The sequence below is a fragment of the Alistipes sp. dk3624 genome (genome assembly GCF_009557455.1).
GTDB lineage: Bacteria > Bacteroidota > Bacteroidia > Bacteroidales > Rikenellaceae > Alistipes_A > Alistipes_A hominis.
Map to the genome: position 1 here is coordinate 1439018 of NZ_CP045651.1, position 25059 is coordinate 1464076.

Here is a 25059-nt window from a genome sequence, read left to right on the forward strand (position 1 = left end):
CAGAACGGACGGAACCGCTCCAAAAGTACGCAATCCTTTTTATTATTCACAAATTATGTCGTAGCTTTGTCTGCTGGCCGGCGAATGGCCGCCCCCCAAAGTCATGGAACAAAACTCATTCCGAATCCGCCTGCTGCGCGCCGTAAGCGAAGCCATGCGACCCGCCTGGCGGACAGCCGTATGGGTAATCAAAATGGTCGTCCCGATCACGCTGGCCATCTCGATACTGGAGCACCTCGGCGTAATCGGCCGGATCTCGGAATGGATCGCCCCGCTGTTCGGACTGGTCGGACTGCCCGGCGACAGCGGACTCGTATTCCTGACCGCCGCACTGTCGAACAACTACGCCGCGGTGGCCGTCATCGCCACGCTCGGCTTCGATTACCGGAGCGTAGTCATCCTGGCGGTCATGGCATTGGTCTGCCACTGCCTGATCATCGAATCGGCCATCCAGCACAAAACGGGAGCCTCCGGATTGAAGATGACCCTGCTGCGGATCGGCATGGCTTTCATCGCCGCGGCCCTGATGAACCTGATTCTGCCCAAACACATGACGGGCAGGTTGTTTCTGCCCCCGGCCGGAGTATCTCCCGAAACCTGGGCAGAAGCGGGACTGTTGTGGCTGAAAACCATCCTGCCGCTGTCGCTGAAAATCGGGATCATCATCGTCTCGCTGAACATCCTCCAACGCATCCTGCAGGAGTTCCGGCTGCTCGACCTACTGACCGTCCCGCTGCAACCGCTGATGGCCGTGTTCGGACTGCCCCGCTCGACTTCGTTCCTGTGGATCATCAGCAACGTCGTGGGACTGACCTACGGCGGCGCGGCTCTCGTCGACGAAATCCGGCGCGGCGCGATCAGCAGGGAAGATTCGCGGCTGCTGAACGCGCACGTCGCCATCTCGCACAGCCTGCTGGAAGATACCGCTATCTTCTACTCGATCGGGGTAGGGCTTTTCTGGCTGCTTGTGCCCCGTATCATACTGGCGATCTGCACGGTATGGATCATCCGCCTGTTCGTCCGCCTGCGGAACCCCCGCCGCAGCATAGCACCCGGATAAAATTCGCAAACGCGTCGTGCAACTTTTAGAGAAACAATAACATCTTGTTAGAATACGTTATGTAATTTTGAAAATGAACATAAAACTACGTTAAAAGCACATGAAAAGACTTCTTTTACTCCTGGGATGCGTCGCGGCATTCTCTTCCTGCCTGAAAAACGATAAATTCGAACGCGACATGACCAGCACCGGTTACATCATCTACTCGTCGGCGGCCAAACAAACCCTCGTAGCGCTCGACCCGTTCAACGTCGCTTTCAGGCTGAACATCCTGATCGCCGAAGGAGACGGGGACTTCAACGCCGCGCCGGGCGAGATCCGGCAAAAAATGTTCAGCACGGGAACCGTCATCTCTTACGACGAAACCCGCGCCAACTACAAGCTGGTTTTCAACAGCGGTTCGATCTCCGGCGACTATCCCCGAAAAGGAACGATCACCATCTCGACAAACGGTTACGGCTCGCTGGCAGAAGCGGGTGCGCGCTGGGACATCTACCTTTCGGACTCTTACGCCATGTTCAGCGACAGCAAAGCGATCTACACCTCTTCGGGCACCTATTCGGTCACGAACTCGGGCGATAATACATGGCAGGTAAGCATCCAGCAACTCGTCTCGGTACTGCCCGACGCGGGTATCGTAGAGGGTTCGGACGGTTCCGAAATCGAATTCGAATCCGACTGGACCGCTTCTTACACGATCAAACAAGAGACAGGAACCCAGAAGTTAACGGACGTCCGGAACTCGATTTTCACCGTATCGACCAGCGTATTGAACGGTAAAACGATGTACCTGCCGGCCGATCAGTTGAACGTTTCGACGCCGAAGCCGTTCCAATTCAATCCGGCTTGCTCGGCTTCGGCCCCGGTAGGCAACGGACTGATGACGATCAGCCTCGCCAACGACGACGAAATGATGAGCAACTACACGACCGCCGAAGTGATGGGAGGAGACCAGTTGAACACCTGCTTCCCGAAAATCAAGATCTCGTACGGCGGATACACGACCGAATATTAGTATACGCGCAACTCCCTGAAATAAAACGCCCGCGAAAATCTCAGAATTTTCGCGGGCGTTTTCGTATCCGGGCTTCAATCGCACCGGGCCGACGAATGCCAGGCACAAAAGAACCGCGAACAAGAAACGACACCGTCCGGACACACATATAAGCCTCATAACAAACCTTTTACAATCATCCTCCCTATCCGAAAGCCAGACACAACGCCGGTCTTCTTCTTCACAAAATAATAAGATTCGCGGGAATAATGGTTAATTTTAGTTACTTTTGCACATTTTTCAAACCAAAATCAATCAATCGATTCGGGTCGATGAAAACATTTACGTTCCGTCCGAAACTTTTCAGTTCGCTGAAAGGTTACTCGAAAGAGACTTTTACCGCCGACCTAATGGCCGGCATCATCGTCGGCATCGTCGCGCTGCCGCTGGCTATCGCATTCGGCATCGCGTCGGGCGTCTCTCCCGAAAAAGGGATTATCACGGCCATCATCGCCGGGTTCGTCATCTCGCTGCTGGGCGGCAGCAAAGTACAGATCGGCGGCCCCACCGGAGCCTTTATCGTGATCGTCTACGGTATCATCGCCCGTTACGGCGAAACCGGACTGATCGTAGCGACGATCATGGCCGGCGCGATCCTGGTCATGCTCGGCGTCTTCAAGCTGGGCACGGTCATCAAATTCATCCCCTACCCGATCGTCGTCGGATTCACCAGCGGCATCGCGGTTACGATCTTCACCACGCAGATCAAAGACCTGCTCGGACTGAGCGCGGACTCCGTCCCGGCCGATTTCCTACCCAAATGGCAGTGCTATTTCGAAAATATCGGCACGGCCGACCCGCTTTCGGTCGTCGTCGGAATAGGCAGCATCGCCATCATCGCCCTATGGCCTCGCATCTCGAAAAAAATTCCCGGTTCGCTGGTCGCCATCTTCGCAATGACGCTTCTTACTTACCTGCTCAGACGGTACGCCGGAGTCACCTCGATCGAAACGATCGGCGACCGTTTCCAGATCAGCGCATCGCTTCCGGGAGTCGCCGTACCCGACATGAGCTGGGACGTAATCAAAGGCCTGTTCCCGGCGGCCGTCACCATCGCCGTACTCGGCGCGATCGAGTCGCTGCTGTCGGCCACCGTCGCCGACGGCGTAACCGGAGACAAACACGATTCGAATCAAGAGCTGATCGCACAGGGCGCCGCCAACATCGTCACGCCGCTTTTCGGCGGTATTCCGGCAACCGGAGCCATCGCCCGCACGATGACCAACATCAACAACGGCGGAAAAACGCCGGTCGCGGGACTGATCCACGCCGCGGTATTGCTGCTGATCTTGCTGTGTCTCGGCCCGCTGACCCGGCACATCCCGATGGCCTGCCTGGCCGGAGTCCTGGTGATCGTCGCCTACAACATGAGCGAATGGCGAACGTTCAGGGCGCTGATGTCGAACCCGAAAGCGGACGTAGCCGTGCTGCTGGTCACGTTCCTGCTGACCGTCCTGTTCGACCTGACCGTCGCCATCGAGGTCGGACTGGTGATCGCCTGCCTGCTGTTCATGCGCCGCGTGGCCGAAACGACGAACATCTCCGTACTGAAAGACGAGATCGATCCGAACGCCGACGCCGGCATCTCGCTGGGCGCGGAACACCTCGTCATCCCGGAAGGAGTCGAAGTTTACGAGATCGACGGGCCCTTCTTTTTCGGAATCGCCAACAAATTCGAAGAACAGATGGTCGCGCTCGGCAACCACCCGCAGATCCGCATTATCCGGATGCGGAAAGTCCCGTTCATCGACTCGACGGGGATTCATAACCTGACCAACCTGTGCCGGATGTCGAAACGGGAAGGCGTACAGATCATCCTCTCCGGCGTAAACCCGACCGTCCACCGCACGCTCGAACAGGCCCGGTTCTACGACCTGATCGGGAAAGAAAATATCTGCAGCCACATCGACCTGGCGCTCGAACAGGCCCGCAAGGAACTCGCCGCACGGCATCCGGGAAAAAGATAACCGGAGACGGCGCCTGCAAAAACCGTTCGCAACGGATAATCCGTTGCGGACACGGAAACCGTAACCGCCAAGAACAAAAGAAACGGCGCGGTTTTTCGGAATTTATTTTTTACATTTATCGGGTCAACCGAAACGTATGTTTTTCAATATTCTAAAAATCAACTCATGAAAAAATCGAATCTGCTTGTCGGCACTCTGACGGCAATCGCCGCCGGACTAACGGCCTGCGCACCGGAAACGCCGCAATCCATACACGGCATCGTAACGGACGCTTCAATGAACGATATCCTGGTAGTCACCGATCAGGGCGACACGGTAGCCATCAGCACGATGGATGCCGATCCGGCGAAAGTGCCGGGCGTACTGGTCGACGATTCGGTCACGGTAACCTGCATCGGAGAAAAAGTCGGCGGCAACCGGATCCTGAAAGCGACGGAACTTGTCGTAACCGCTCACTCGCCGTACTACTACATCCAAGGCAAATGGATCGAACCCAACCCGATCAACGCCGACGAGGTGCAGGGCTTCGAACTGAAACAGGACGGCACGGCCTCGTCGATCAACATGGCGACCCTCGCTTTCCAGCAATGGAACCTGGAAAACGGCGAACTGCTGCTCAAAAGCCAGAGCATCGGCAACGGACAGACGATCGAGGGAACCGACACCCTCCGGATCGACAAGCTAAACGCCGATTCGCTGGTGCTTTCCCGCGACGGCAACGTGCTGTGGCGCCTAGCAAGACAGAAATAGAGATTCGTTCATATCCGAAAAATCCCCGCGGCGAATCTTCCGCGGGGATTTTTCGTTTTCTCGGAGCGCGCCGCTTCCCCTTCGCAAAAACCGGAAACCGATCGGAAAATTTTTGGCAAACAAATTGCGCTGACAAACAGAGTCAACCGTAATTCAGAACAAGCGATTTAAAAAAACAGAAATTATGGAAAATTACAAACTGATCGACAATGTCGCCCTGCACCAGTACGAATTTCGCATCGGCGACCTGATCCCGAGAATCGAATACATCAAAACGAAAAACGGAGAGATTTACCTGACGCACACCGAAGTCCCGTCCGCACTGGAAGGCAAGGGCGTCGGCAGCAGCCTGGTCAGGCTGGCGCTGGAAGACATCGAGCGACAGCAGTTGCGCCTGGTGCCGCTGTGCCCCTTCGTCGCGGGATACGTCCAGAAGCATCCGGAATGGAAACGCCTCGTCATGGAAGGAATCAACATCGCATAAAACACCGGACTATGAAAAACACGATCGAGTATTCGAACGGTGAAATCACCGTTTTCTGGCAACCGGCGCGCTGCCGGCACGCCGGAATCTGCGTAAAAACGCTTCCGGAAGTCTACCACCCGCAAGAAAAGCCGTGGATAAGACCCGAGAACGCCACGACGGAACAGCTCAAGGAGCAAATCCGGAAATGCCCGTCGGGCGCGCTGAGTTATAAGATACTGAAGAAACAATCGGTTTAAAAACCTTCCCGTCATCGAAAACCCTGCTTTCGCAGGGTTTTCTTTTCCGGCGTCGTCCACCGGCCTCTACTTCGAAACGTCCGTCCCCGTTCGGCCCGTTCTCCGCTTTACGAGCATCAGCAGGAACGGCAGCAGCGATGCGAGCGTAATCAGGCATACGACGCCGAAATCGTCGGTAATCCCCCCGACGAAAGTTTCGGCAGACGACAACGACTCCCGCGCGGCATGATAGGATGTCCGGGAGGTCATGATCGCCGTCAGCATCGCGATCCCGATACTCCCGGAAAGCTGTTTGACGCTGTTGGCGATTCCGGATGCGGCGGCCATATCTTTCAGCGACAGATTTTTCAGCGAAAAAAGGTTCAGCGGCGCGAAGGTCAGTCCCATGCCGAACCCGCGCAGATAAAGCACCCACATGATGCTTCCGTGGGTCGTATGGATCGTGAAACGGCTCGCCAGGTAAAAACTGAGCGACATGACCAGCACGCCGGCGAAAACCAACGGCAGGATTTTCAAGTAGCGGGTCAGAAATCCCGACAGGGTCGACAGGATTCCCTGGATCAGCCCGACCGGCAGGAAAACGCTGCCGGCCATGACCGCCGTATATCCCAACCCCTTCTGCATGTACAACGGCAACAGGTAAGTGCCGCCCAGCATACCGATGCCGAAGATGAAAAGCACCGTCATCGCGACCCCGAAATGCCGGTCGCCGAGCAGCCGGATATTCAGAAGCGGGTGCGGATGCCGCAATTCCACCGCGATAAATACGGCCAGCGCGACGGCCGCAGCGACGAAACAGCCGATCACCTGCGGCGAAGCCCATCCGTCCGGGTTGGATGGGGAATTCCCTTTGGCGAGCCCGTAGACCGAAAGCGGCATGAACAACGCGATGCTGACGAAGCCCGCCCAGTCGAACCGTCCCCGCACCGGGCTTTTCCACTCTTTCTGAACGACCGCCGACAGCGCGATCGCCAGGATGCCGATCGGGACGTTGACGTCGAAGATCAAGTGCCAACTGAAATCGTCCACCAGGTAGCCGCCGATCAGCGGCCCGAACGAAATGGACGCGGCCGCGGCCACGGCCCACAGGCCGAGCGCCAATCCCCGTTGTTGCGGCGGAAACTCGCGGGTCACGATAGCCAGTCCGAGCGACTGGATGATCCCGCTGCCGACTCCCTGCAACGCACGAGCCCCGATCAGGAAAGCGTCGCTGTCGGCCTGCGCGCACAATCCCGAACCGAGCGTGAACAGCGCCAGTCCGACGATATAGAAACGCTTGTTGCCGAACCGGTCGGCAATCCACCCCGACGAAGGCAGCATGATGGTCATCGTAATCATATACGCGGTCACGATCCACTCGGCCGACGAAATGCCGATATGAAATGCGGACATGATGGTCGGAATGCCGACGTTGACGACCGTCACGTCGAGTACCGCCATGAAGGTACCGAGCATAACCAGGCCCAGCACCCACCATTTGTAGCCGCTGCCGGCGCGCAGACGTCGTTGAAGTTCTCCGAACCCTCCCATATCAGGCCTGTGCGGATTCCGTCCGAGGTTGCAGGATCGTCGGATCGTCCGGCGACTTTTTCAGAAAACCGTTATCGATCGTTTCCGCGCGCAGCAGGCCGTCGGGCAACGGCTCCAGCAGCGACCGGACGGCCTCCTCGTCCAGCGACGGATCGAGCCACCGCTGCTGCTGCCGTCCGGTCAGAATCACCGGCATCCGCCCGTTCACATTATCGATCGAACGCATCAGTGCGTCGGCCTCGGTCGTGATGATCGCAAAAGTCTCGACCTGTTCGCCGGTATCCGGGTTCCGCCACATGTCGTACACCCCGGCCAGCGAGCAGATACCGCCCCCGGCCGGAGCGACGTAATAGGGAATCCGCCGGTCGTCCTCGTGCCGCCACTCGAAAAAACCGGTTACGGGCACCAGGCAGCGCGTTCGGCGGATCGGCTTGCGGAAAGCGGGTTTCGTAAAAACGGTTTCGGCGCGGGCATTGAACGTCCGATAGCGCAGTTCGAAAGCGTCTTCCAACTCGTCGGCCCAGAACGGGATCAGTCCCCAGCGGAACAGTTCGATCTCCAGATCGGACGTCACCACCGGATACTCCGGATAGCTGAATGCCGACACATGGTACAGGGGCTTGAACCGTTCGATCAGGTCGGCTTTACGACCGTAGCGCGCGGCGAGTTCCGCCGGGCCGGCCGCCAATGAGATATGATAACACATAGGCTCTGGTTTTACCGGAATACCTGCCAATTCGGTGCCAGAAAATCCGTATCATACCGAGTCATTATGAAACAAATTGGAACTTCCTGCTAAAAACAATTATGATTAAAGCGACAACAAGGATATAAACCTTTACCCGACCGTTTAATTCCTTACAACATCCGAATCCCAAATTATTTTACTATAAACTTTTACATATCAATTATTTTGTTTAAACTTACAATCTATTTGAAAAAATTAAAAGTTCAATCATTTGTTTCGTTGCAGCCATTGGCATTGCGGCATTTTTCACAGCCCGTTCGTCATGTTCGACGAATATCGACTCCGGATTATTTCTTGTAAATGTCGAAGTATTGGCACAAGATGAAAACAAAAACGGATCCGAGGTAAAGGTAACGGGAACCTGCGAGAATGAAAAAGGCCAAGAATACGATTGTGTCGTATGTATAGGGACAGGGAGCGTCAAATGCCCATAATACTTCGATTCATCTACCGGATAGACTTTATTTATCCGGTAGATATTTTTCACCATCCCCAAATATGAAATATGATAAAAAAGTTTTTAACTCTGCATGTTTGCTTGTTGCTCCTTATCAGTTGTTCTGACAAATCGGATCGTCTCGTCAAAGTCAATACCGTAAAAGTCGAACTAAAAAGAGATGACGGCTCTTCAAAAATCAATGAGTTCCTTGAATTTTCCCATTTTGTGCCGCTTCAAACCGGCAATGATATTTTGATCGGGGAGATCAATAAAATACAAATCATACATAACAAAATTTATATTCTTGATTGGAAACAAGGGGCGGTCTTTATATTCAATGCCGACGGATCTTTTGTTTCAAAAATCGACAAAAAAGGGCGTGCAGGAGGCGAATATTTATATCTTTCTGATTTCGAAGTAACATCCGACGGTTCAATATTTCTGAACGATCCCATACAAGGGAAAATATATGTTTACGACGAATCCGGCAATTTCAAATACCAGATGAAAAACGCGCGTAAAACATGGTCGTTTAAACTTCTGGACAATGGTTGTATAGCATACAATATGGCGAATGGATCGGGCGATGAAGACGGTAAGCGTGAAGAATACAACTACGTATGCATTTCTGACAGCGGCAAAGTAATACACAAAGGATTGCCGTTCAACAAAGTTTTAACGGGTAACAAATTTTTTTACGGATCGTGCCGTTCGTTTTTTTGCCAGTACGACGACACCATTTACATGTCTTCCATCCTGAACGATACTATTTACAAAGTATCACAAGCTACGGGAGCCGTATCGCCTTATCTGGCATTCGACTTCAATACACGCAGACCAGCGGTGGACGACTCTCCGAAAACCGTTATGGATTATGTGAACTCTTTAAATGAAGAAAATCCTACGACTCCTCATAATTTTTACCATTTCAACAATGGAAACCTGATTATTTACCGCTATGAACACAAACCGTATATCATCATAACCTCTTCCGAAGGGCATATATTATATTCAGCACCCACAGGAGCGGATAAAAACGGCATAAAATTGTCCTATATACACCCGTACATCGATTCCGATAATACAGGATACATAATCAATCCCGTTACTTCTACACGAATAATTTCATGGATCGACGATTACAAAAAAAACGGAAAGGAGTGCACATTACTGAACGAAATAGGAACATGCATTGAAGAAAACAGTAATCCCGTATTGATATTTTACAAATGGATATACCCCGATTATTGAATCTCGACAACAATTCACGCGTAAATAGACGACTTGAATAACTACTATACAGTCATAACACTCATAACTTTTACCAGATAATCTTGCAGGATCAGGGCATGATTCTGCAAAGCGTTCCGGGAAGCGTACACCAACGTAACGGTGTCGTTTCCGGTGATCTGACGGACGAATTCCGCCACGGCTGGCGACTGCCGCAATTCCGCGGCGTAACGGCGGCCGAACTCTTCCCAACGCCCCGGCATATCTTCGTGATACCACCTTCGCAGAGCGGCCGAAGGGGCTATCTGCTTCGCCCACAAGTCGTAGCGGAAATCCTCTTTCCGCATTCCGCGGGGCCACAGCCGGTCGACGAACACCCGGAAACCGTCGTCCGGTTCCGGTTTTTCATAAGCGCGTTTGATCTTGATTCGTGTCATTTTTTCGGTTTAACGGATCGAATACGAAACCCTCCCGCAAGGAATGCGCCAAAACCGAATCTGCGGACACCGGATCGAAAGGTTTCCCGCCGATCGGATAAATATCCGGCGAATAATACTTCGGAAGGCCCGATTTAACCTATTTTTGCAAAAACGACGACTATGATAACCGACATCCGCCTGGCCGGACAACAACTGGCCGCCCCGCGTTTCGACACGCCGAAAAAACTGGTTTCATGGATGGGAGCCATTCAGGCTCAGGATTACGCCATGGCCCGCTGGGCCGTCGGCATACGGCTGAAATCGGCGACGGCACGATCGGTCGGGGAAGCCTTCTCTCGGGGAGAAATCTTGCGTACGCATGTGATGCGGCCGACCTGGCATCTGGTCGCCGCGGAAGACATCCGCTGGATGCTGAAACTCTCCGCCCGGCGCATCCGGTCGGCCAACGAATCGCTGGCAAAAGGCCGGCAACTGGAGCTTACGGAACAATTGCACTACCGGTGCGACCGGCTGCTCGAAAAAATGCTGGAGGGCAACAGAAACCTGACCAAACAACAGATCGGGGAGGAACTGAACCGGCAGGGGATCGCCGCAGACACGCCGCGGCTGACCCGCCTGCTGATGCGCGCCGAAACCGAAGCGGTCGTATGCAGCGGACCGTTCAGCGGCGGCAAGCAAACCTACGCCCTGCTCGAGGAACGCGTCCCGCCCGTCCCGGAGCTGCATCCGGACGAAGCCCTGGCAAAGCTGGCTACCGCTTATTTCAGAAGCCACTCACCGGCCAGTATGCAGGATTTCGTCTGGTGGTCGGGACTGTCCGTCACCGAAGCCCGGCATTCGGTCGGCCTCATCGGAAGATCGCTGACCGCCGAACGTTTCGGACAGCGGGAACTATTCGTGCACGAATCCTGCCGTGCGGCGGAGACCTCCGGCGTCCCGCTGTACCTGCTGCCCGCCTACGACGAGTACCTGATCGGTTACAAAGACCGTACGGACGTCCTGCGTCCGGAGCACCGCGCCAGGGCCTTCACGAATTACGGTATTTTCTATCCGGTCATCCTGTACGGCGGCCGGATCGCCGGAAACTGGAAACGCCCGGCACGGCCGGACGACTCTTGCGTCGAAACTTCGTTTTTCGAAACGGATACCGCCGTCGACCGGGACATCCTGGAGGAGGCCGTAAACCGATACCGGGCATTTTACCGCGCCGTCTGATATTTTTACCGCGAAAATGACGATTTTTCACCGCCGTCATTATCTTTTTCCCGGAAAAACATCAATCCAGGAAAATTATGGCAACAGTGAGAATCAAACTCCGCAATTCGTCGGTTCCGGGCCGCGCCGGCTCGGTTTACTACCAAATCACCCACCGTCAGAAATCCGTTCAGATCACGACCGGATACAAACTGCTCCCGGCAGAATGGGACGGCGTCAGGCAATGCGTCGCACCCGTCCTGCTGACCGGGGGCGACTATTACCTGCGAAAAGTACAACGCGCGATCGACTCCGACCTGTCCGTCCTGAAAAATGCGATCGGCGCGCTGGAACGCGCCGCCGGACACTATACGGCGCACGACGTAGCGCAGGCTTTCCGGGAATCGCACTCGGGCGAAACTTTTTTCGGATTCATGGAACGGCAGATCGAACAACTGCTCGCCCACGGCCGATTGGGAACGGCCCGGAATTACCGGAGAACCCGGCAAAGTTTCTCGCAGTTTCTGCACGGGGAAGACCTGTCGTTCGCCGGTTGCACCGCCGAACTGGTCGCCGACTACGAACAATGGCTCAAAAGACGGGGCGTTACGCGGAATACGGTTTCGTTTTACATGCGGATCCTGCGTTCCGTATACAACAAGGCGGTCGGCGAAGGAATCGCCTCGCAGCGTGCCCCTTTCGAAAAAGTCTATACGGGCGTAGACAAAACCCGCAAGAGGGCCGTCGACATGGCCACGATCGAAAGCCTGAGAAAACTGGATTTGCGCGGCTCCCGGTCTCTGGCTTACGCCCGGGATCTGTTCGTCTTCAGTTTCTACATGCGCGGAATGGCCTTCGTGGACATGGCCTACCTCCGCAAGTCGGACGTCCGGGATCAAACCGCGCAGTACATCCGCCGCAAAACGGGCCAGTCCCTATGCATCCGGCTGGAGCCCTGCATCACCGAAATCATCCGCCGCTACGCCCGTAAAACGAAAAACTCCCCTTACGTTTTCCCGATCATCGCCGCCACCGACGAGAACGAGGCTTATGCGCAGTATCAGAATGCACTGAGCTATTACAACAAGCTGCTGAAAAAACTGTCGAAACTGCTGCAGGCGGACACTCCTCTTTCGTCCTACGTTTCGCGCCACACCTGGGCGACGACGGCCCGCAACTGCGACATTCCGCTGTCGGTGATCAGCGCCGGACTGGGGCACCGTTCGCAGGCGACGACCCAGATCTACCTGGCCTCGCTGGAGGACTCCGTCATCGACGAGGCGAACCGCAAAATCATTTTCAGCCTGAACCGGCCGGGGAAAACGAGCAGCCTATAAAACCCGCACCCCGCCCAAAGGACGGAACCGGCCCCGGTTTCGCACATTCGGGGCCCTTTCCCGGTTTTTCGTTTCGCTTTTTCATAAAAATACAATCTTTAGTACGGTCGCACTAAAGATTGTATTCGTTTATTTACCGAACGGGAAAAGCAAACCCCATCAAAGAATCTTTCCGGTCAGGAACAGCGCCGCGATCGAGAAATAGATAATCAACCCCGTTACGTCCACGAGCGTCGCGACGAAAGGCGCCGAGGCCGTGGCAGGGTCGAGTCCGCACTTTTTCAGGATAAAAGGAATCATCGAGCCCGACAGCGTACCCCACAGCACGATAAAAACGAGCGAAACCGACACGCTGGCGGCGATCCACGGCCAATGCGTCCCGTAGTCGTACAGTCCGGCCTCCTGCCAGATGAAAATCCGCACGAATCCGATGATCCCCAGAATCGCTCCGAGGATCAGCCCCGAGAAAATTTCTTTGCGCATCACGTACCACCAATTACGCAACTTCAACTCGCCAAGCGCCAACGAACGAATGATCAGGCTGGCCGCCTGCGAGCCCGAGTTCCCGCCGCTCGATATGATCAATGGCACGAACAGTGCGAGCACGACGGCCCGCGCGATCTCGTCGTCGAAATAGCCCATCGCCGATGCCGTCAACATTTCGCCAAAAAAAAGAATAACGAGCCAGCCGGCGCGTTTGCGCACCATTTCGGCCAGCGGGGTCCGCGTATAAGAGAGATCCAGCCCCTCCGTACCGCCGAACTTCTGGAAGTCCTCGGTACTTTCCTGCTCGGCCACGTTCATCACGTCGTCGACGGTCACGATACCCAGCAGGGTGCCGTCGCCGCCGATGACGGGCAATGCCGTGCGATTGTTGTCCTGAAAGGCGCGGACGGCCACTTCCTGATCGTCTTCGGCGCGAAGCGCGACAAAACGGTTGTCGGTAATCTCCGACACGTTACGAGCCGGCGACGCGAGAATGACCTCCTTGATCCGGATGTCGTCGATCAACTTCCAATGCTCGTCGACAACATAAATCACGTCGAGCGTCTCGGAATCGCGACCGTAACGGCGGATATGCTCCAATGCTTGAGCGACCGTGAAATACGGTCGGACGGCCACGTATTCGGGGGTCATCAGCCGACCGATGCTGTCTTCCGGATAGCCGAGCAGCCTCATGGCGACCTCGCGCTCTTCCTGCGACAACATCTGCACGAGCCGCTGGCTCACTTCGCCGGGCAACTCTTCGAAAAACGCCGTGCGGTCGTCGGGATCCAGGTCATTGAGCAGGTCGGTCATCTTATCGATGTGGGCGGCCAGTCCGTCGATAATCTCCTCGCGCTGATCGTGCGAGAGATGTTTGAAAGTCTCTTTCGCCGACTCGCGCGAAAGCAATCGGAACGGAATCGTCCGGTCGGATTTGGGAAGTTCGCCGATCGCTTCGGCGATCTGAAACGGCTCAAGATCGCTGAGCTCGCTTTTAAGGATTTTCCAGTTCTTGTCGGCAATCAATTGCCCGAACCGGTTTTTGATTTCATTGATCATACGGTCTCTCCTTGCGAATTTACACCGCAGGAGACTCGGAAGGCTTCTGCGGTCGGTTAAACAATCGGGGTCGTCTGTCGACAATAAGGGCCTTCGTCCATCGTAATGATTTTAGTTTATAAAGGATCGTCGCATACGGAACGCACACGGTATGCGGATGCAAAGGTACGATTAGTTTCCCAATATCCAATTTTAAAACGGAACGGGGCCGTGAAGCCGGAGAGGTTGCAGCGCGCCCGATTGCCGTTCGCGGTCTGTTTGTCAAACCGGTTCGGGATCGTATTCCCGGCTGTCCGGTCGCCGGCGCAAAATCGAAATACAGCGGATTCGGCGCCGTAAACCGCCCCCGACGCATAAAAAACACTTGCAGAGACTGCAAGTGTTCGGATTCGAAAGTGGGCCCAGAGGGGCATGATCCCCCGACCTTCAGATTATGAGTCTGCCGCTCTAACCAACTGAGCTATGGGCCCTGCTCTTCAATACAACGGACGCCCTTCCCCCGCAACGGAAACACTCCGCATACGCAGATCGGTTTCCGCAAGACAAACGCCCATTTTTCCGTTTGCAAAGGTAGAAAATCTTTCCAAATACGCAAAATTACAGCGCAAAACCGCCATCCCCGTAACTCCCGTCCATACCGAGCATTCGGACTACTCCGCTCCGACCGGGTAATTACGCAATCCCTGCCTCAAGAAAGCGACGAACTGATCCACATCCAGATTATACCCGCGCCCCGGAGCCAATTGTTCGCCGTCCGGGCCCAGAATCATGTAATAGGGCTGCGAATTGATCCCGAACCGCTTGTGTGCAAGGTAAGCGTTGATCTTGCCGATGCTTTTGAGCACGCGGCCCGTTTCGGCGGTCACCCATTCGTTTTCGGGCAGTTCCTTTTTGTCGTCCGAATAGAGCGCCACGATCACGAAATCGTTCCGCAGCAGTTGCAGCACCTGCGGATCGGCCCATACGCGCGCCTCCATTTCCCGGCAGTTGACGCACCCGTGACCCGTATAATCGACAAAAAGCGGCTTATGCACTTTGCGGGCATAGGCCAGCGCCTCGTCGTAGTCGAAAAAGCCGTTCAATCCGTGCGGTAGGTTCAGTATATCGCTGTGCCTGGCGACGGGGAAAGCGTCGCCGGCCTTTCCGCCGCCGGAATTTCCGGCAGGCGATTCGGCCGCATCCAGCACGAAATCCTGCGTATGCAACGGCGGCAAGTAACCCGACAATCCGCGCAACGGCGCTCCCCACATTCCGGGCAACAGGTAAACGACGAACGAAAAGGTAACGATCGCGAGCAACAGCCGCGTCACTCCGACCGACTGTACTTCGCTGTCGTGTTTGAACCGGATCTTGCCCAGCAGGTAAAACCCGAGCAGCGTAAAGATAACGATCCACAGCGCCAGATAAACCTCCCGGTCGAGGATGCCCCAATGGTAGGTCTGATCGGCCACGCTGAGAAATTTCAGCCCCAGCGCCAGTTCGAGAAACCCGAGCACCACCTTTACAGAGTTGAGCCATCCGCCGCTTTTGGGCAGGTTGTTCAGCACGGATGGGAACAGCGCGAACAGCGTGAACGGCAGCGCAAAAGCCACCGAAAAAGCGAACATCGTGATTACCGGCGCCCACACCTCTCCGGAAGTGGATTTGATCAGTACCGAACCGACGATCGGGCCGGTGCAGGAGAACGAAACCAACACGAGGGTCAGCGCCATGAAGAACAGACCGACCAAACCGCCTTTGTCGGCCTTGCTGTCGCTCTTATTGACCAGCCATCCGGGCAGCGTAATCTCGAACGCGCCGAAAAACGACGCCGCGAAAACCATGAATACGAGGAAGAAAATCACGTTCGGAATCCAGTGCGTCGCCAGCCAGTTGAAAATATCGGCCGTAACGGCATCTCCGCCTACCAGTTTCGTTATCAGAATGATAACTGCAATCGGCAGCGTATACAGCGCGACAATGCACATGCCGTACAAGGCTGCCATCAGGCGTCCGCGCGCACGGTTCCCACTCCCTTTCAGGAAAAACGACACGGTCATCGGAATCATCGGAAACACGCAGGGCGTCAGCAGCGCGGCGAATCCCCACAGGATCGCTTCGATGATCGCGCTCCACAGCGTTCCGCCGCCGACCGGGGCGTCCGGCTGCAACAGCGGCTGCGACACCACCGCCGAATCCGCGTCCGGAACCGCATTTACGACCGTATCCGCTGCCGTGTCGGTCGTTGTCATATCCCCGGCTTGCGCAACCGCGGACGAATTACCCGTAGCGGAAACCGGTGCCGCAGGCGTCGCAGACGCCCCTCCTGCGGCCGTCTGTACGGCGGCTGCCTTCAGAGGAATCGAAAAAGTACGGTCGGCGGGCGGCAGGCAACTCTCGTCGTCGCAAGCCATCCATTCCACCACGGCTTTCAGCGTCGTTTCGCGGCCCGGGGCGACCCGTACTTTCTGAACGAATTCGGCGTTTTTTTCGAAATAACCGATCTCCATCGCGAACAGCGAATCGTACACCCGTACGGGTTTCGAAAGCTGTTCGATCCCTCCGAGCAACGTAACGTCCGCATTCGGTTCGAACGTAAAAGCCGTCGCATTCGGGCCGCCGTCGTAAGGGCCCGTATCGTACATGTGCCACGGTTCCGCGATCCGGGCCTTAAAAACAATCCTGGAAATCCCGTCGCCGGATTCGGAGACGGCAACCGACCAACTGACCGGATCGGCCGGCTGGGCGGTTCCATGCAGCGCCGCCAGCAGCAAGGCCGACAGGCAAACGATTTTTTTCAGAAGTGACAGGTTCATCATGCGATCTTAAATTTTAGGATCAACCGCTCCTTCCGACCGGGCGGACCCCGCTTGCTCATTCGCACCCGAAAATCAATACGCTCGCTCGTTCCGGTTCTCGTAGAAGTTGACAAATGCTTTGTTCGAGACGACGTTTCCGCCCGGAGTCGGATAGTCTCCCGTAAAATACCAGTCCCCGTTATGGATCGGAATGGCTTTGTGCATATCGGCGACCGTCTGGTAGATCACCTCGACGCGAGCCTGTATCTCCGGAGCCGTAACGATCTCCGCGATTTTGGCCGATATCTCCTCATCGGTGAAACGATCGTAAATCTCGGTAACGCAGTTCACCGTCTCGGAGCGGTCTCCTTTTTGAAGCTCGGCGACGGCCTTGCGGTAAACGTCTTCGATCACATGCTCCATCCCGCGTTCGCGTAGCAGTTCGATTACGGCCCGGAACGCCACGAAGTCGCTCAGGCGCGACATGTCGATCCCGTAGCAGTCCGGATAACGGATCTGGGGCGCCGACGAACATACCACGATCTTTTTCGGTTTCAGCCGGTCGAGTATCCGAATGATGCTCTGCCGCAGCGTCGTCCCGCGCACGATCGAATCGTCGATGATCACCAGATTGTCCACCCCGGCACGGATCGTGCCATAGGTGATGTCGTAAACGTGCGCCACCAGGTCGTCGCGCTCGTTGTCCTGCGTGATGAACGTCCGCATCTTGACATCCTTGATCGCCACCTTTTCGATCCGGGGCTTGAAACGCAGGATCTCCTTGAGCCGGGCTTCGGTCAGCCTGCCGTTCTCTTCCAGAATATGTTGCGCACGGACGCCCTGGCAGTATTCGTCCAGTCCTTCGACCAGGCCGAAAAAAGCGCTCTCGGCCGTATTCGGAATATAGGAAAACACCGTATTTTCGATGTCGTAATCAATACTTTTCAAAATCTGCGGCACAAGCTGCCGTCCGAGCTGCTTGCGCTCGCGGTAAATATCTTGGTCGCTGCCCCGCGAGAAATAGATCCGCTCGAACGAACAGGGCCGGATCGGCCGCGGCGCGGTAAACGGATCGACCGATACCTCTCCGTCGCGTCGCACGATCAAAGCGTGGCCCGGCGTCAGCTCCCGGATATCTTCGTACCCGAGGTTGAATGTCGTCTGAATCACCGCGCGCTCCGAAGCGGCGACGACGATCTCGTCGTCGCAATAGTAGAACGCCGGACGGATTCCGGACGGGTCCCGCATGATAAACGCGTCGCCATGGCCGATCACCCCCGCCATCGCATATCCCCCGTCCCAACGGCGGGCCGACAGCGACAATACTTCCTTGAGGTCGATGTGCTTGGCCAGCATTTCGGTGACGTCGTGCTTCGAATAGCCTTTATCTTTAAAATAGCGGTACTTATCGTCGTTTTCACGATCGAGGAAATGACCGATGCGCTCGAGAATCGTCACCGTATCGGTTTTTGCGGGCGGATATTGCCCCAACTCGATCAGCCGGTCGAACAATTCGTCGATATTGGTCAGGTTAAAATTCCCGGCCAGCACCAGGCTCCGCGTCATCCAGTTGTTCTCGCGCGAGACCGGGTGCACGTTCTCGATGTCGTTTTTGCCGAAAGTCCCGTAACGCAGGTGTCCCAGAAAAATCTCGCCGGTAAACTCCACCTGTTTTTTCAGCAGCAGCGGATCTTGCAGCACCTGCGGGTTCTTCGCGACCGCTTCGTTGATCCGGACGTCGATCTGCTGAAAAATATCCTTGATCGGAGCGGCTCCGTTCGAACGCACCCGGTTGATATAAACGCATCCGGGTTCCGGGTACAGCTTGATGTTGGCCACTCCCGCGCCGTCCTGTCCCCGGTTGTGCTGCTTCTCCATCAGGATATGCATTTTGTTAAGTCCGTAGAACGAGGTGCCGTACTTTTTCAGGTAGTAATCGGCCGGCTTGAGCAGGCGGATAAAGGCAATGCCGCACTCGTGTTTGATCGAATCGCTCATAATGTCGTATAAATAAATCGGGTTCCTGTGGAAAACCCGCGAAATCCGCGGATAGACACGCGTCAAAGGTATTTATTTTTGACTTGACAAACAATACCCCGTTATCGGATAAACGTTTCACGCCGGCCAAAAATTGCGGCGACTTTTCTCCCTGCGAACCGATTGCGCTTACGCACACGTTTTGCAAACGCCGGAAGATTACTTAGGAGAATATATTTTGATAGACGTTATTTCAAAAGAAAAATTCGGGAAATTTACCGTCCAAACCCGATTGGACGTCGTAATCCGCCGTTTTTCGAAGAAAAGCCGTACCTACAAAAAACTCTTTTTGCGGCATACGGCTGAAAACCGGTCGGGCGGCTCCGGCATATGCGACGTCTTCGGCCTCGCGACGGATCACATAAACTTATACGGTTATAAATATTTATGATCGCGGATCGTTTGCTATTTTTCCGATCTCCGCGTATCTTTGTACTGGAAAGCAGAGACATAACGAAATCATTTACTATAAAAGCTTAAAGAAATGGGAAAAAGTATCAAAGGCACGAAAACCGAACAGAACCTGTTGAAATCTTTCGCCGGGGAGTCGCAGGCACGGAACCGTTACGTATTTTTCGCAAGCGTAGCCAAAAAAGAGGGCTTCGAACAGATCGCCGGCGTATTCGCCGAAACGGCCGAACAGGAAAAGGAACACGCCAAGCGATTCTTCAAATTCCTGGAAGGAGGCATGGTCGAGATTACGGCGAGTTATCCGGCCGGCGTAATCGGAACAACTAAAGAGAATCTCGCAGCCGCGGCAGCCGGAGAAAACGAAGAGTGGACGGATCTCTACCCGACGTTCGCCGATGTGGCCGATCAGGAAGGATTCCCGGTGATCGCCGCCGTTTTCCGCTCGATTGCCACCGTCGAAGCCGAGCACGAAAAACGCTACCGCGCGCTGTTGGCCCGCGTCGAAGCCGACAAGGTTTTCGAACGCGACGAAGAGATCGAATGGCAGTGCCGCAACTGCGGTTACATCCACAAAGGCAAGAAAGCGCCCGCAAGCTGCCCTTCCTGCGCTCACCCGCAAGCCTACTTCGAACCGAAAAAGAACAATTATTAATCGACGGTTCGTACGAATCTCGTACAAAACGGCGGAGAATCCGAGGATTCTCCGCCGTTTTTATCCTTTTTCCCGAAGCATCCGTCACCGCGCTTCCAGCAACCCGACGATCCCGGCCGAACTGGTGAACAGGCAACGGTTCCGATCGAGCGGCACGACCGTACTGATCAGCGAGTTATCGACCTTATGCCGCCACAGCACGCTGCCGTCCGACGCGTCGAGCGCATAGACCTCCCCGTTCATCGTGCTTCCGAAGACGACCCCGTCTTTTTCCTGCGGCATCGACGGCGCGATTTCATAACCGAAACCCACGTATGACGCCCACAATTTTTCAGAACGGTCGCCGCGTGTGGAAAAGCATACGACGCTGTCCCGCATCGTTTTGCTGTACACTTTCGACGAATCTTCGGAGAGCCCTACGGTTTCGCGCACGGTCGATTCGGCGGTACGCCACAGCGTCCGGCCGGTCGAAGCGTCGATCGCCGACAACACCCGGTCGGGAGCCGCTATGAAAATCCGTCCGGCGGTTGCCACCGGCCAGACCGCGGCGGGCGAATAGTGCATCCCACGACGCCCGTCGCTCCATGACCACAGTAAGCGTCCGTCGGAACGGTCCAACGCATACAGGCGGTCGTCCCAGGCTCCGAAGATCACTTTGCCGTCGTAAACCAGCGGACGCGTTTCGACGTATCCGTTCGTCCCGGTAAACGTCCATACCTCCCGGCCCGTACGCACGTCGATCGCCCGGAACGTCCGGTCGCTGCAACCGACGTAGGCTACTCCGCCGTCGATCGTCACGGCGCCGAGCACCGCTTCCGAAGTTTCGACCTTCCAGCGCAATTTCCCCTTTTTCGCGTCTATTCCGTAAATATTGCCGTCGGCAGACCCGAACACGACCGTTCCGTCGGCTGCGGCCGGCGTTCCGATGATCCGATTTTTCGCGGCGAACCGCCACAGCAACCTGCCATCCGCGGCATCGAGGCAATTCAACAGTCCGAGGTCGTCGCCCACGTACACCCGCCCGTCGCAAAGCACCGGCGACGAATAGATCGCATTGCCGATCGGGGTCATCCACGTCTCTTTCACTCTGCCGTACCGCGCGTTGATCGAAAAGTCGGGGCGCACATATCCGGCGGTATCTGCGGTAAAATAGGTATCTTTCAACGAATACGCGCCCCATCGCTGGGGTCCGGCCCCGATCTTCCGCTCGTAAACGATCACCGAATCGGCCGTCACTTCGAATTCCGAATATCCGCCGAACGGCTCGCCGCCCCGTAGCGTCGAACGGCAGATGAAAGCCGGAATACCGTCGTAATCGGCCAGCCGGTTGGTATGGTAATGCCCGCCGATAAACGCCCGGATATCGTATTTGCGGACGGCATCGGTCACCGCGTACCAATTATCGACGTCGCCCTTCATCATCGGGTAATGCGTAACCAGAAAAACCGGCCGTTCGGTTCCGTAGTCCGCGAGCTCCTTTTCGAGCCAGCTAACGTCCTGCGGCGCGACGTGCCCTTCGGCCATCCGGATCACCGGCCCCGTATTGAACCCAAGAAACAGGTAATTCCCGTACTCGAACCGGAAACGGTCGGAACCGAAAATGCGCCCGAAAGCGGTCGCCCCGGACTCGCTCCACTTGGTTTCGTGATTCCCGGAAGTAACGTAATATTTCAGTTTCAGCCCGTCGAGGATCGCTTTGGCTTTCCGCAGCGAGGCATCGTCTCCGTAATCGGTGAAATCGCCCGAAACGATTACGAAGCTCAGTCCCGGCGTCGCATTGATCTGATCGACGGCATGTCGCAAGTCGTTGGCGGCCAGCGAATCGGCCGTGACGTGCAGATCGCTCATCAGCGCAAAACGGAATCCTTCCGCACGGGCCGACACAACGGCCAGCAACAAAACGGCAAACAACATTCTTTTCATAACCCGCAATATTTTAAACCTTCTACAAAGGTAACGGATTCCGGGCATTTTCGCCGGAGAAACGAACGAAAAAATACGGGATTCGCCGAATTAGGCTCATTCAGGCGCAAAAACACCGGAATACGATTCTTGGCATCTGCTTTGTACCTGTCTGTCAACAAATACAATCGAACCAAACTAAATCTGTTTCTATGAAAGTATTCGACTTTTTAAAACCGGTTAGGCTGATCGTGCTGTCAGCCCTAATTTTTTGCTGTTCCCTGGCGGCGTATGCGCAGGGCGACGCAAAACTGTTGACCGGCCGCGTAACGGATACCCAGGGGCAACCCCTGATCGGGGCCAGCGTTCTGATCAAGGGCGACATCAACCGGGGCACGTACGCCGGCGCGGACGGAACCTTCTCCCTCGACGTAAAACCGGGCGACGTCCTGGTATTTTCGTACATCGGGTACAAAGAGCAAGAAATCCCTTACACGGGACAAGCCTCGCTCAACGTGACACTCCAGGACAGCGCCACCGACCTGGACGCCGTGGTAGTCGTAGGATACGGCGTACAGCGCAAGCGAGACGTGACGGGTTCCATCGCGTCGATCAAAGGAAGCGAACTGGCGACGACCGTTGCGGCGGCCAACCCGCTGCAAGGCCTGCAGGGCAAGGTGGCCGGCGTCGAAGTGGTGCAGAACAGCGCGCCGGGCGGCGCGCCGCAAATCCGCGTGCGCGGCGTCAGTTCGTTCACCAACTCCGATCCGTGCTACGTCGTGGACGGTCTGATCATGGACAATATCTCGTTCCTCAACCCGAACGAGGTCGAGTCGATGGAGGTGCTCAAAGACGCTTCGGCAACGGCGATCTACGGTTCGCGCGGCGCCAACGGCGTGATCATCATCACCACCAAACAGGGCCGCAAGAACCAACCCGTGCAACTGACCGTGGACGCCAACGTCAGCGTATCGCAGATGGAACGCTACCTCGACTACGCCGACGCAGGGCAATACCTCTACCTGCAGAACCGCAGGGTGATGGCGCAGAACGCCGCCGACGGGACTTCGATCTCCCTGCCCTACACGCAGCAGCAAATCGACGCGGCCGGACGCGGAACGGACTGGCAGCGCGAAATCACGCAACTGGCCGTAACGCAGAACTACAACGTCAACTTGGTGGGCGGCGGCGAAAAAACGACCTACGGCCTCTCTTCGGGTTATTTCAATCAGGAAGGCGTGATGAAAAGCTCCGGGTACGAACGGGCCAACGTCAAGCTGTCGAACACTTACGACCTGACCAAATGGGCGACCATCGGAAGCAATATCTCCTACATCTACGAACGGCGCAACAGCCAGGGATCGAATCTCGCGAGCGCGCTGCGCGCCCTGCCGACGGCTCCGGTGATGGACCCGGACGACCCGTCGAAATTCTTCGGCCCGGTCGACGAGATCGGAAAATCGGGCAATCCGGTAGCCAACCTATACTACAACAGCGACAACTATACGAACTATTACAAGACGATCGCCAACTTTTTCGTCAAGCTGGAACCGGTCAAGAACCTCGTTTTCCAATCCTCTTATACGCTGAACAATTCCAACTCCGAGGGCAAAAGCTTCCTGCCGAAATACGAAGTCAACGTCGACCAACGGCGTACCGACAACGAACTGAGCGTCAACCAGAGCCGCACGTTCAACTGGTTGAACGAAAATACGCTCTCCTACTCGTTCGAAAAGAACAAACATGCGTTCAGCGCGCTGGTCGGCATCACCTTCCAGAAAACCACCTCGCAAGATCAGAGTCAGAAGATTCTGGGCATGCCCGACGTGGCATGGAAAAACCGCGACCTGTGGTACACCGGGCTCGGACAAGCCTCTACGCTGACCGGAACCACCGGCGGCGCGGTTTTCACCTACCTTTCGTATCTGGCTCGCGTCAATTACAACTATGACAACAAATACCTGATAACCGCCACGGTGCGTACCGACGGATCGTCGCGCTTTCCGGTCAACGGTCGCTACGGAACGTTCCCGGCCGTCGGCGTCGGCTGGGCGATGCACGAAGAGAACTGGCTGAAAAACGTCGGCTGGCTGAACCAGTTGAAACTGCGCTCCAGCTACGGCGTGGTAGGCTCCGACGCCGGTATCCCGAACAATATTCAGACGGCTTACGTGAACCGGGTCAACGGCGTATTCGGCCGCGATCCCGCGAGCGTGACCACTTCGGAAGTGCTCGATATGGTGATCGACTACGGCCTGCACTGGGAAGAGGCGCGGCAGTTCGACCTCGGGCTCGATTTCCGCGCGCTGAACAACCGCCTGACGCTGGAATTCGACTATTATATCAAAACGACGGCCAATATCCTGACCAACATCACGCTGCCGGGCATCAGCGGTTCGACCTACTCGCCGCTGTCGAACATCGCCAAGGCGCGTAACACCGGCATCGAATTCAACATCGGATGGCGCGAAAACCGGGGCGACTTCTCGTACGACCTGTCGCTGATCGGGACGACGCTGAAAAACAAGGTCGTTTCGGTGAACCAGAACCTGCCGCCGCTCGAAAACGGCGCGAACGTCACGAAGGTCGGCTACCCGATCGGCGGTTTCTGGGGCTACGAGGTGCTCGGCATCTACCAGAACAAGCAGATCATCGAAGAGACCGCGTCGATCGACGGCGCGACGCCCGGCGACCTGTGGTACAAGGATCAAAACGGCGACGGCGTGATCGACAAGGACGACCGTATCTACATGGGCAGCTACCTGCCGAAAGTGACTCTCGGGCTGAACATGCGCTTCGCCTACAAGGGCGTCGACCTCGAAATGGATCTCTATTCGAGCCTCGGGAACAAAATTTACAGCACCCGCCGTCAGACGCTCGGCGTCTCGCCGTACAACGTGACGACCGACTACCTGCACTCGTGGGTCGGCGAAGGATCGACCAACAAGACCACGCGCGTACTGCTCGACGGCCCCGGGACGAACAACCAATACAGCCAGTATTACGTAGAAAACGGCAGCTATTTCAAGATCCGGAACCTGACCCTCGGTTACACGTTCCCGCAGCGGATCTCGTCCAAAATGAAGATGCGCAACCTAAGAGTCTACTTCTCAGTGCACAACCTGTGGACGGCGACCAATGCAACCTCGTACTCGCCTGAAATATCGGGTCCGCCCAACGGTGCCGGTATCGACAGTTTCGACGGCACTTATCCGCCTTCGCGCATGTATTCGTTCGGTATCAGCATCGGTATTTAACCTCTT

At 55.7% G+C, this 25059-nt stretch carries 18 protein-coding genes and 1 tRNA gene; 11 read left to right on the plus strand and 8 right to left on the minus strand.

Annotation, left to right across the window (positions count from 1 at the left end; translation table 11 throughout):
• The first annotated feature begins 103 nt into the window (after positions 1 to 103).
• The 6 genes from GFH31_RS06070 (at position 104) to GFH31_RS06095 (ending at position 5554) form a co-directional block, all read left to right on the plus strand.
• Positions 104 to 1060 carry a nucleoside recognition domain-containing protein gene (locus GFH31_RS06070; RefSeq protein ID WP_101572154.1) on the plus strand — a complete coding sequence of 319 codons (957 nt, stop codon included), beginning with the start codon at positions 104 to 106 and terminating at the stop codon, positions 1058 to 1060.
• A gap of 100 nt (positions 1061 to 1160) precedes the next feature.
• Positions 1161 to 2075: a hypothetical protein gene (locus tag GFH31_RS06075; RefSeq protein WP_101572152.1), complete on the plus strand. Its 915-nt coding sequence runs from the start codon at positions 1161 to 1163 to the stop codon at positions 2073 to 2075.
• Between the two features lie 311 nt (positions 2076 to 2386).
• The gene (locus GFH31_RS06080) at positions 2387 to 4081 is read left to right on the plus strand and encodes a SulP family inorganic anion transporter (RefSeq protein ID WP_101572150.1); all 1695 of its coding nucleotides are present in this window, start codon (positions 2387 to 2389) and stop codon (positions 4079 to 4081) included.
• Between the two features lie 330 nt (positions 4082 to 4411).
• Complete coding sequence (locus GFH31_RS06085; protein ID WP_409049066.1) at positions 4412 to 4831, plus strand: lipocalin family protein; 420 nt, start codon at positions 4412 to 4414, stop codon at positions 4829 to 4831.
• Positions 4832 to 5012: 181 nt separating this feature from the next.
• A complete protein-coding gene (locus GFH31_RS06090; RefSeq protein WP_194285238.1) occupies positions 5013 to 5315 on the plus strand; it encodes a GNAT family N-acetyltransferase in 303 nt (100 codons plus the stop codon).
• Between the two features lie 11 nt (positions 5316 to 5326).
• Positions 5327 to 5554, plus strand: coding sequence for a (4Fe-4S)-binding protein (locus GFH31_RS06095; protein ID WP_118456926.1), 228 nt, complete (start codon positions 5327 to 5329; stop codon positions 5552 to 5554).
• A 66-nt stretch (positions 5555 to 5620) separates the two neighbouring features.
• On the opposite strand, the gene GFH31_RS06100 is transcribed toward GFH31_RS06095, so the two are convergent.
• Entirely contained in the window at positions 5621 to 7084 is a 1464-nt protein-coding gene (locus GFH31_RS06100) for a DHA2 family efflux MFS transporter permease subunit (protein ID WP_153498334.1), read from the minus strand.
• A gap of 1 nt (position 7085) precedes the next feature.
• The gene (locus GFH31_RS06105) at positions 7086 to 7790 is read right to left on the minus strand and encodes an SOS response-associated peptidase (RefSeq protein ID WP_153498335.1); all 705 of its coding nucleotides are present in this window, start codon (positions 7788 to 7790) and stop codon (positions 7086 to 7088) included.
• 547 nt (positions 7791 to 8337) lie between these two features.
• On the opposite strand from GFH31_RS06105, the gene GFH31_RS06110 reads away from it, so the two are divergent.
• Complete coding sequence (locus GFH31_RS06110) at positions 8338 to 9522, plus strand: 6-bladed beta-propeller (protein WP_153498336.1); 1185 nt, start codon at positions 8338 to 8340, stop codon at positions 9520 to 9522.
• Between the two features lie 44 nt (positions 9523 to 9566).
• Here GFH31_RS06110 and GFH31_RS06115 read toward each other — a convergent pair whose 3' ends face one another.
• Positions 9567 to 9938 (minus strand): DUF488 domain-containing protein, encoded by a 372-nt coding sequence (locus GFH31_RS06115; RefSeq protein ID WP_101572139.1) that lies wholly within the window; start codon positions 9936 to 9938, stop codon positions 9567 to 9569.
• A 162-nt stretch (positions 9939 to 10100) separates the two neighbouring features.
• Between GFH31_RS06115 and GFH31_RS06120 the strand changes: the two genes are divergently transcribed.
• Positions 10101 to 11156, plus strand: coding sequence for a winged helix DNA-binding domain-containing protein (locus GFH31_RS06120; RefSeq protein WP_153498337.1), 1056 nt, complete (start codon positions 10101 to 10103; stop codon positions 11154 to 11156).
• 77 nt (positions 11157 to 11233) lie between these two features.
• Positions 11234 to 12472: a tyrosine-type recombinase/integrase gene (locus tag GFH31_RS06125; RefSeq protein WP_101572135.1), complete on the plus strand. Its 1239-nt coding sequence runs from the start codon at positions 11234 to 11236 to the stop codon at positions 12470 to 12472.
• 159 nt (positions 12473 to 12631) lie between these two features.
• On the opposite strand, the gene mgtE is transcribed toward GFH31_RS06125, so the two are convergent.
• The 4 genes from mgtE to GFH31_RS06145 all read right to left on the minus strand — a co-directional run bounded on the left by mgtE (position 12632) and on the right by GFH31_RS06145 (position 18792).
• Entirely contained in the window at positions 12632 to 14017 is a 1386-nt protein-coding gene (mgtE, locus tag GFH31_RS06130; RefSeq protein WP_153498338.1) for a magnesium transporter, read from the minus strand.
• A gap of 396 nt (positions 14018 to 14413) precedes the next feature.
• Positions 14414 to 14487, minus strand: a tRNA-Ile gene (locus GFH31_RS06135).
• A gap of 180 nt (positions 14488 to 14667) precedes the next feature.
• Complete coding sequence (locus GFH31_RS06140) at positions 14668 to 16812, minus strand: protein-disulfide reductase DsbD family protein (RefSeq protein WP_118456976.1); 2145 nt, start codon at positions 16810 to 16812, stop codon at positions 14668 to 14670.
• 75 nt (positions 16813 to 16887) lie between these two features.
• Positions 16888 to 18792, minus strand: coding sequence for a class II glutamine amidotransferase (locus GFH31_RS06145; RefSeq protein ID WP_118456932.1), 1905 nt, complete (start codon positions 18790 to 18792; stop codon positions 16888 to 16890).
• A 523-nt stretch (positions 18793 to 19315) separates the two neighbouring features.
• Between GFH31_RS06145 and rbr the strand changes: the two genes are divergently transcribed.
• On the plus strand, positions 19316 to 19894 hold the full coding sequence (gene rbr / locus GFH31_RS06150) for a rubrerythrin (RefSeq protein WP_101572130.1): 579 nt from the start codon (positions 19316 to 19318) through the stop codon (positions 19892 to 19894).
• An 84-nt stretch (positions 19895 to 19978) separates the two neighbouring features.
• Here the strand turns inward: rbr and GFH31_RS06155 are convergent, their stop codons facing one another.
• Entirely contained in the window at positions 19979 to 21817 is a 1839-nt protein-coding gene (locus tag GFH31_RS06155; RefSeq protein WP_153498339.1) for a PQQ-binding-like beta-propeller repeat protein, read from the minus strand.
• A 191-nt stretch (positions 21818 to 22008) separates the two neighbouring features.
• On the opposite strand from GFH31_RS06155, the gene GFH31_RS06160 reads away from it, so the two are divergent.
• On the plus strand, positions 22009 to 25053 hold the full coding sequence (locus GFH31_RS06160) for a SusC/RagA family TonB-linked outer membrane protein (protein ID WP_118456934.1): 3045 nt from the start codon (positions 22009 to 22011) through the stop codon (positions 25051 to 25053).
• Positions 25054 to 25059 lie beyond the last annotated feature (6 nt).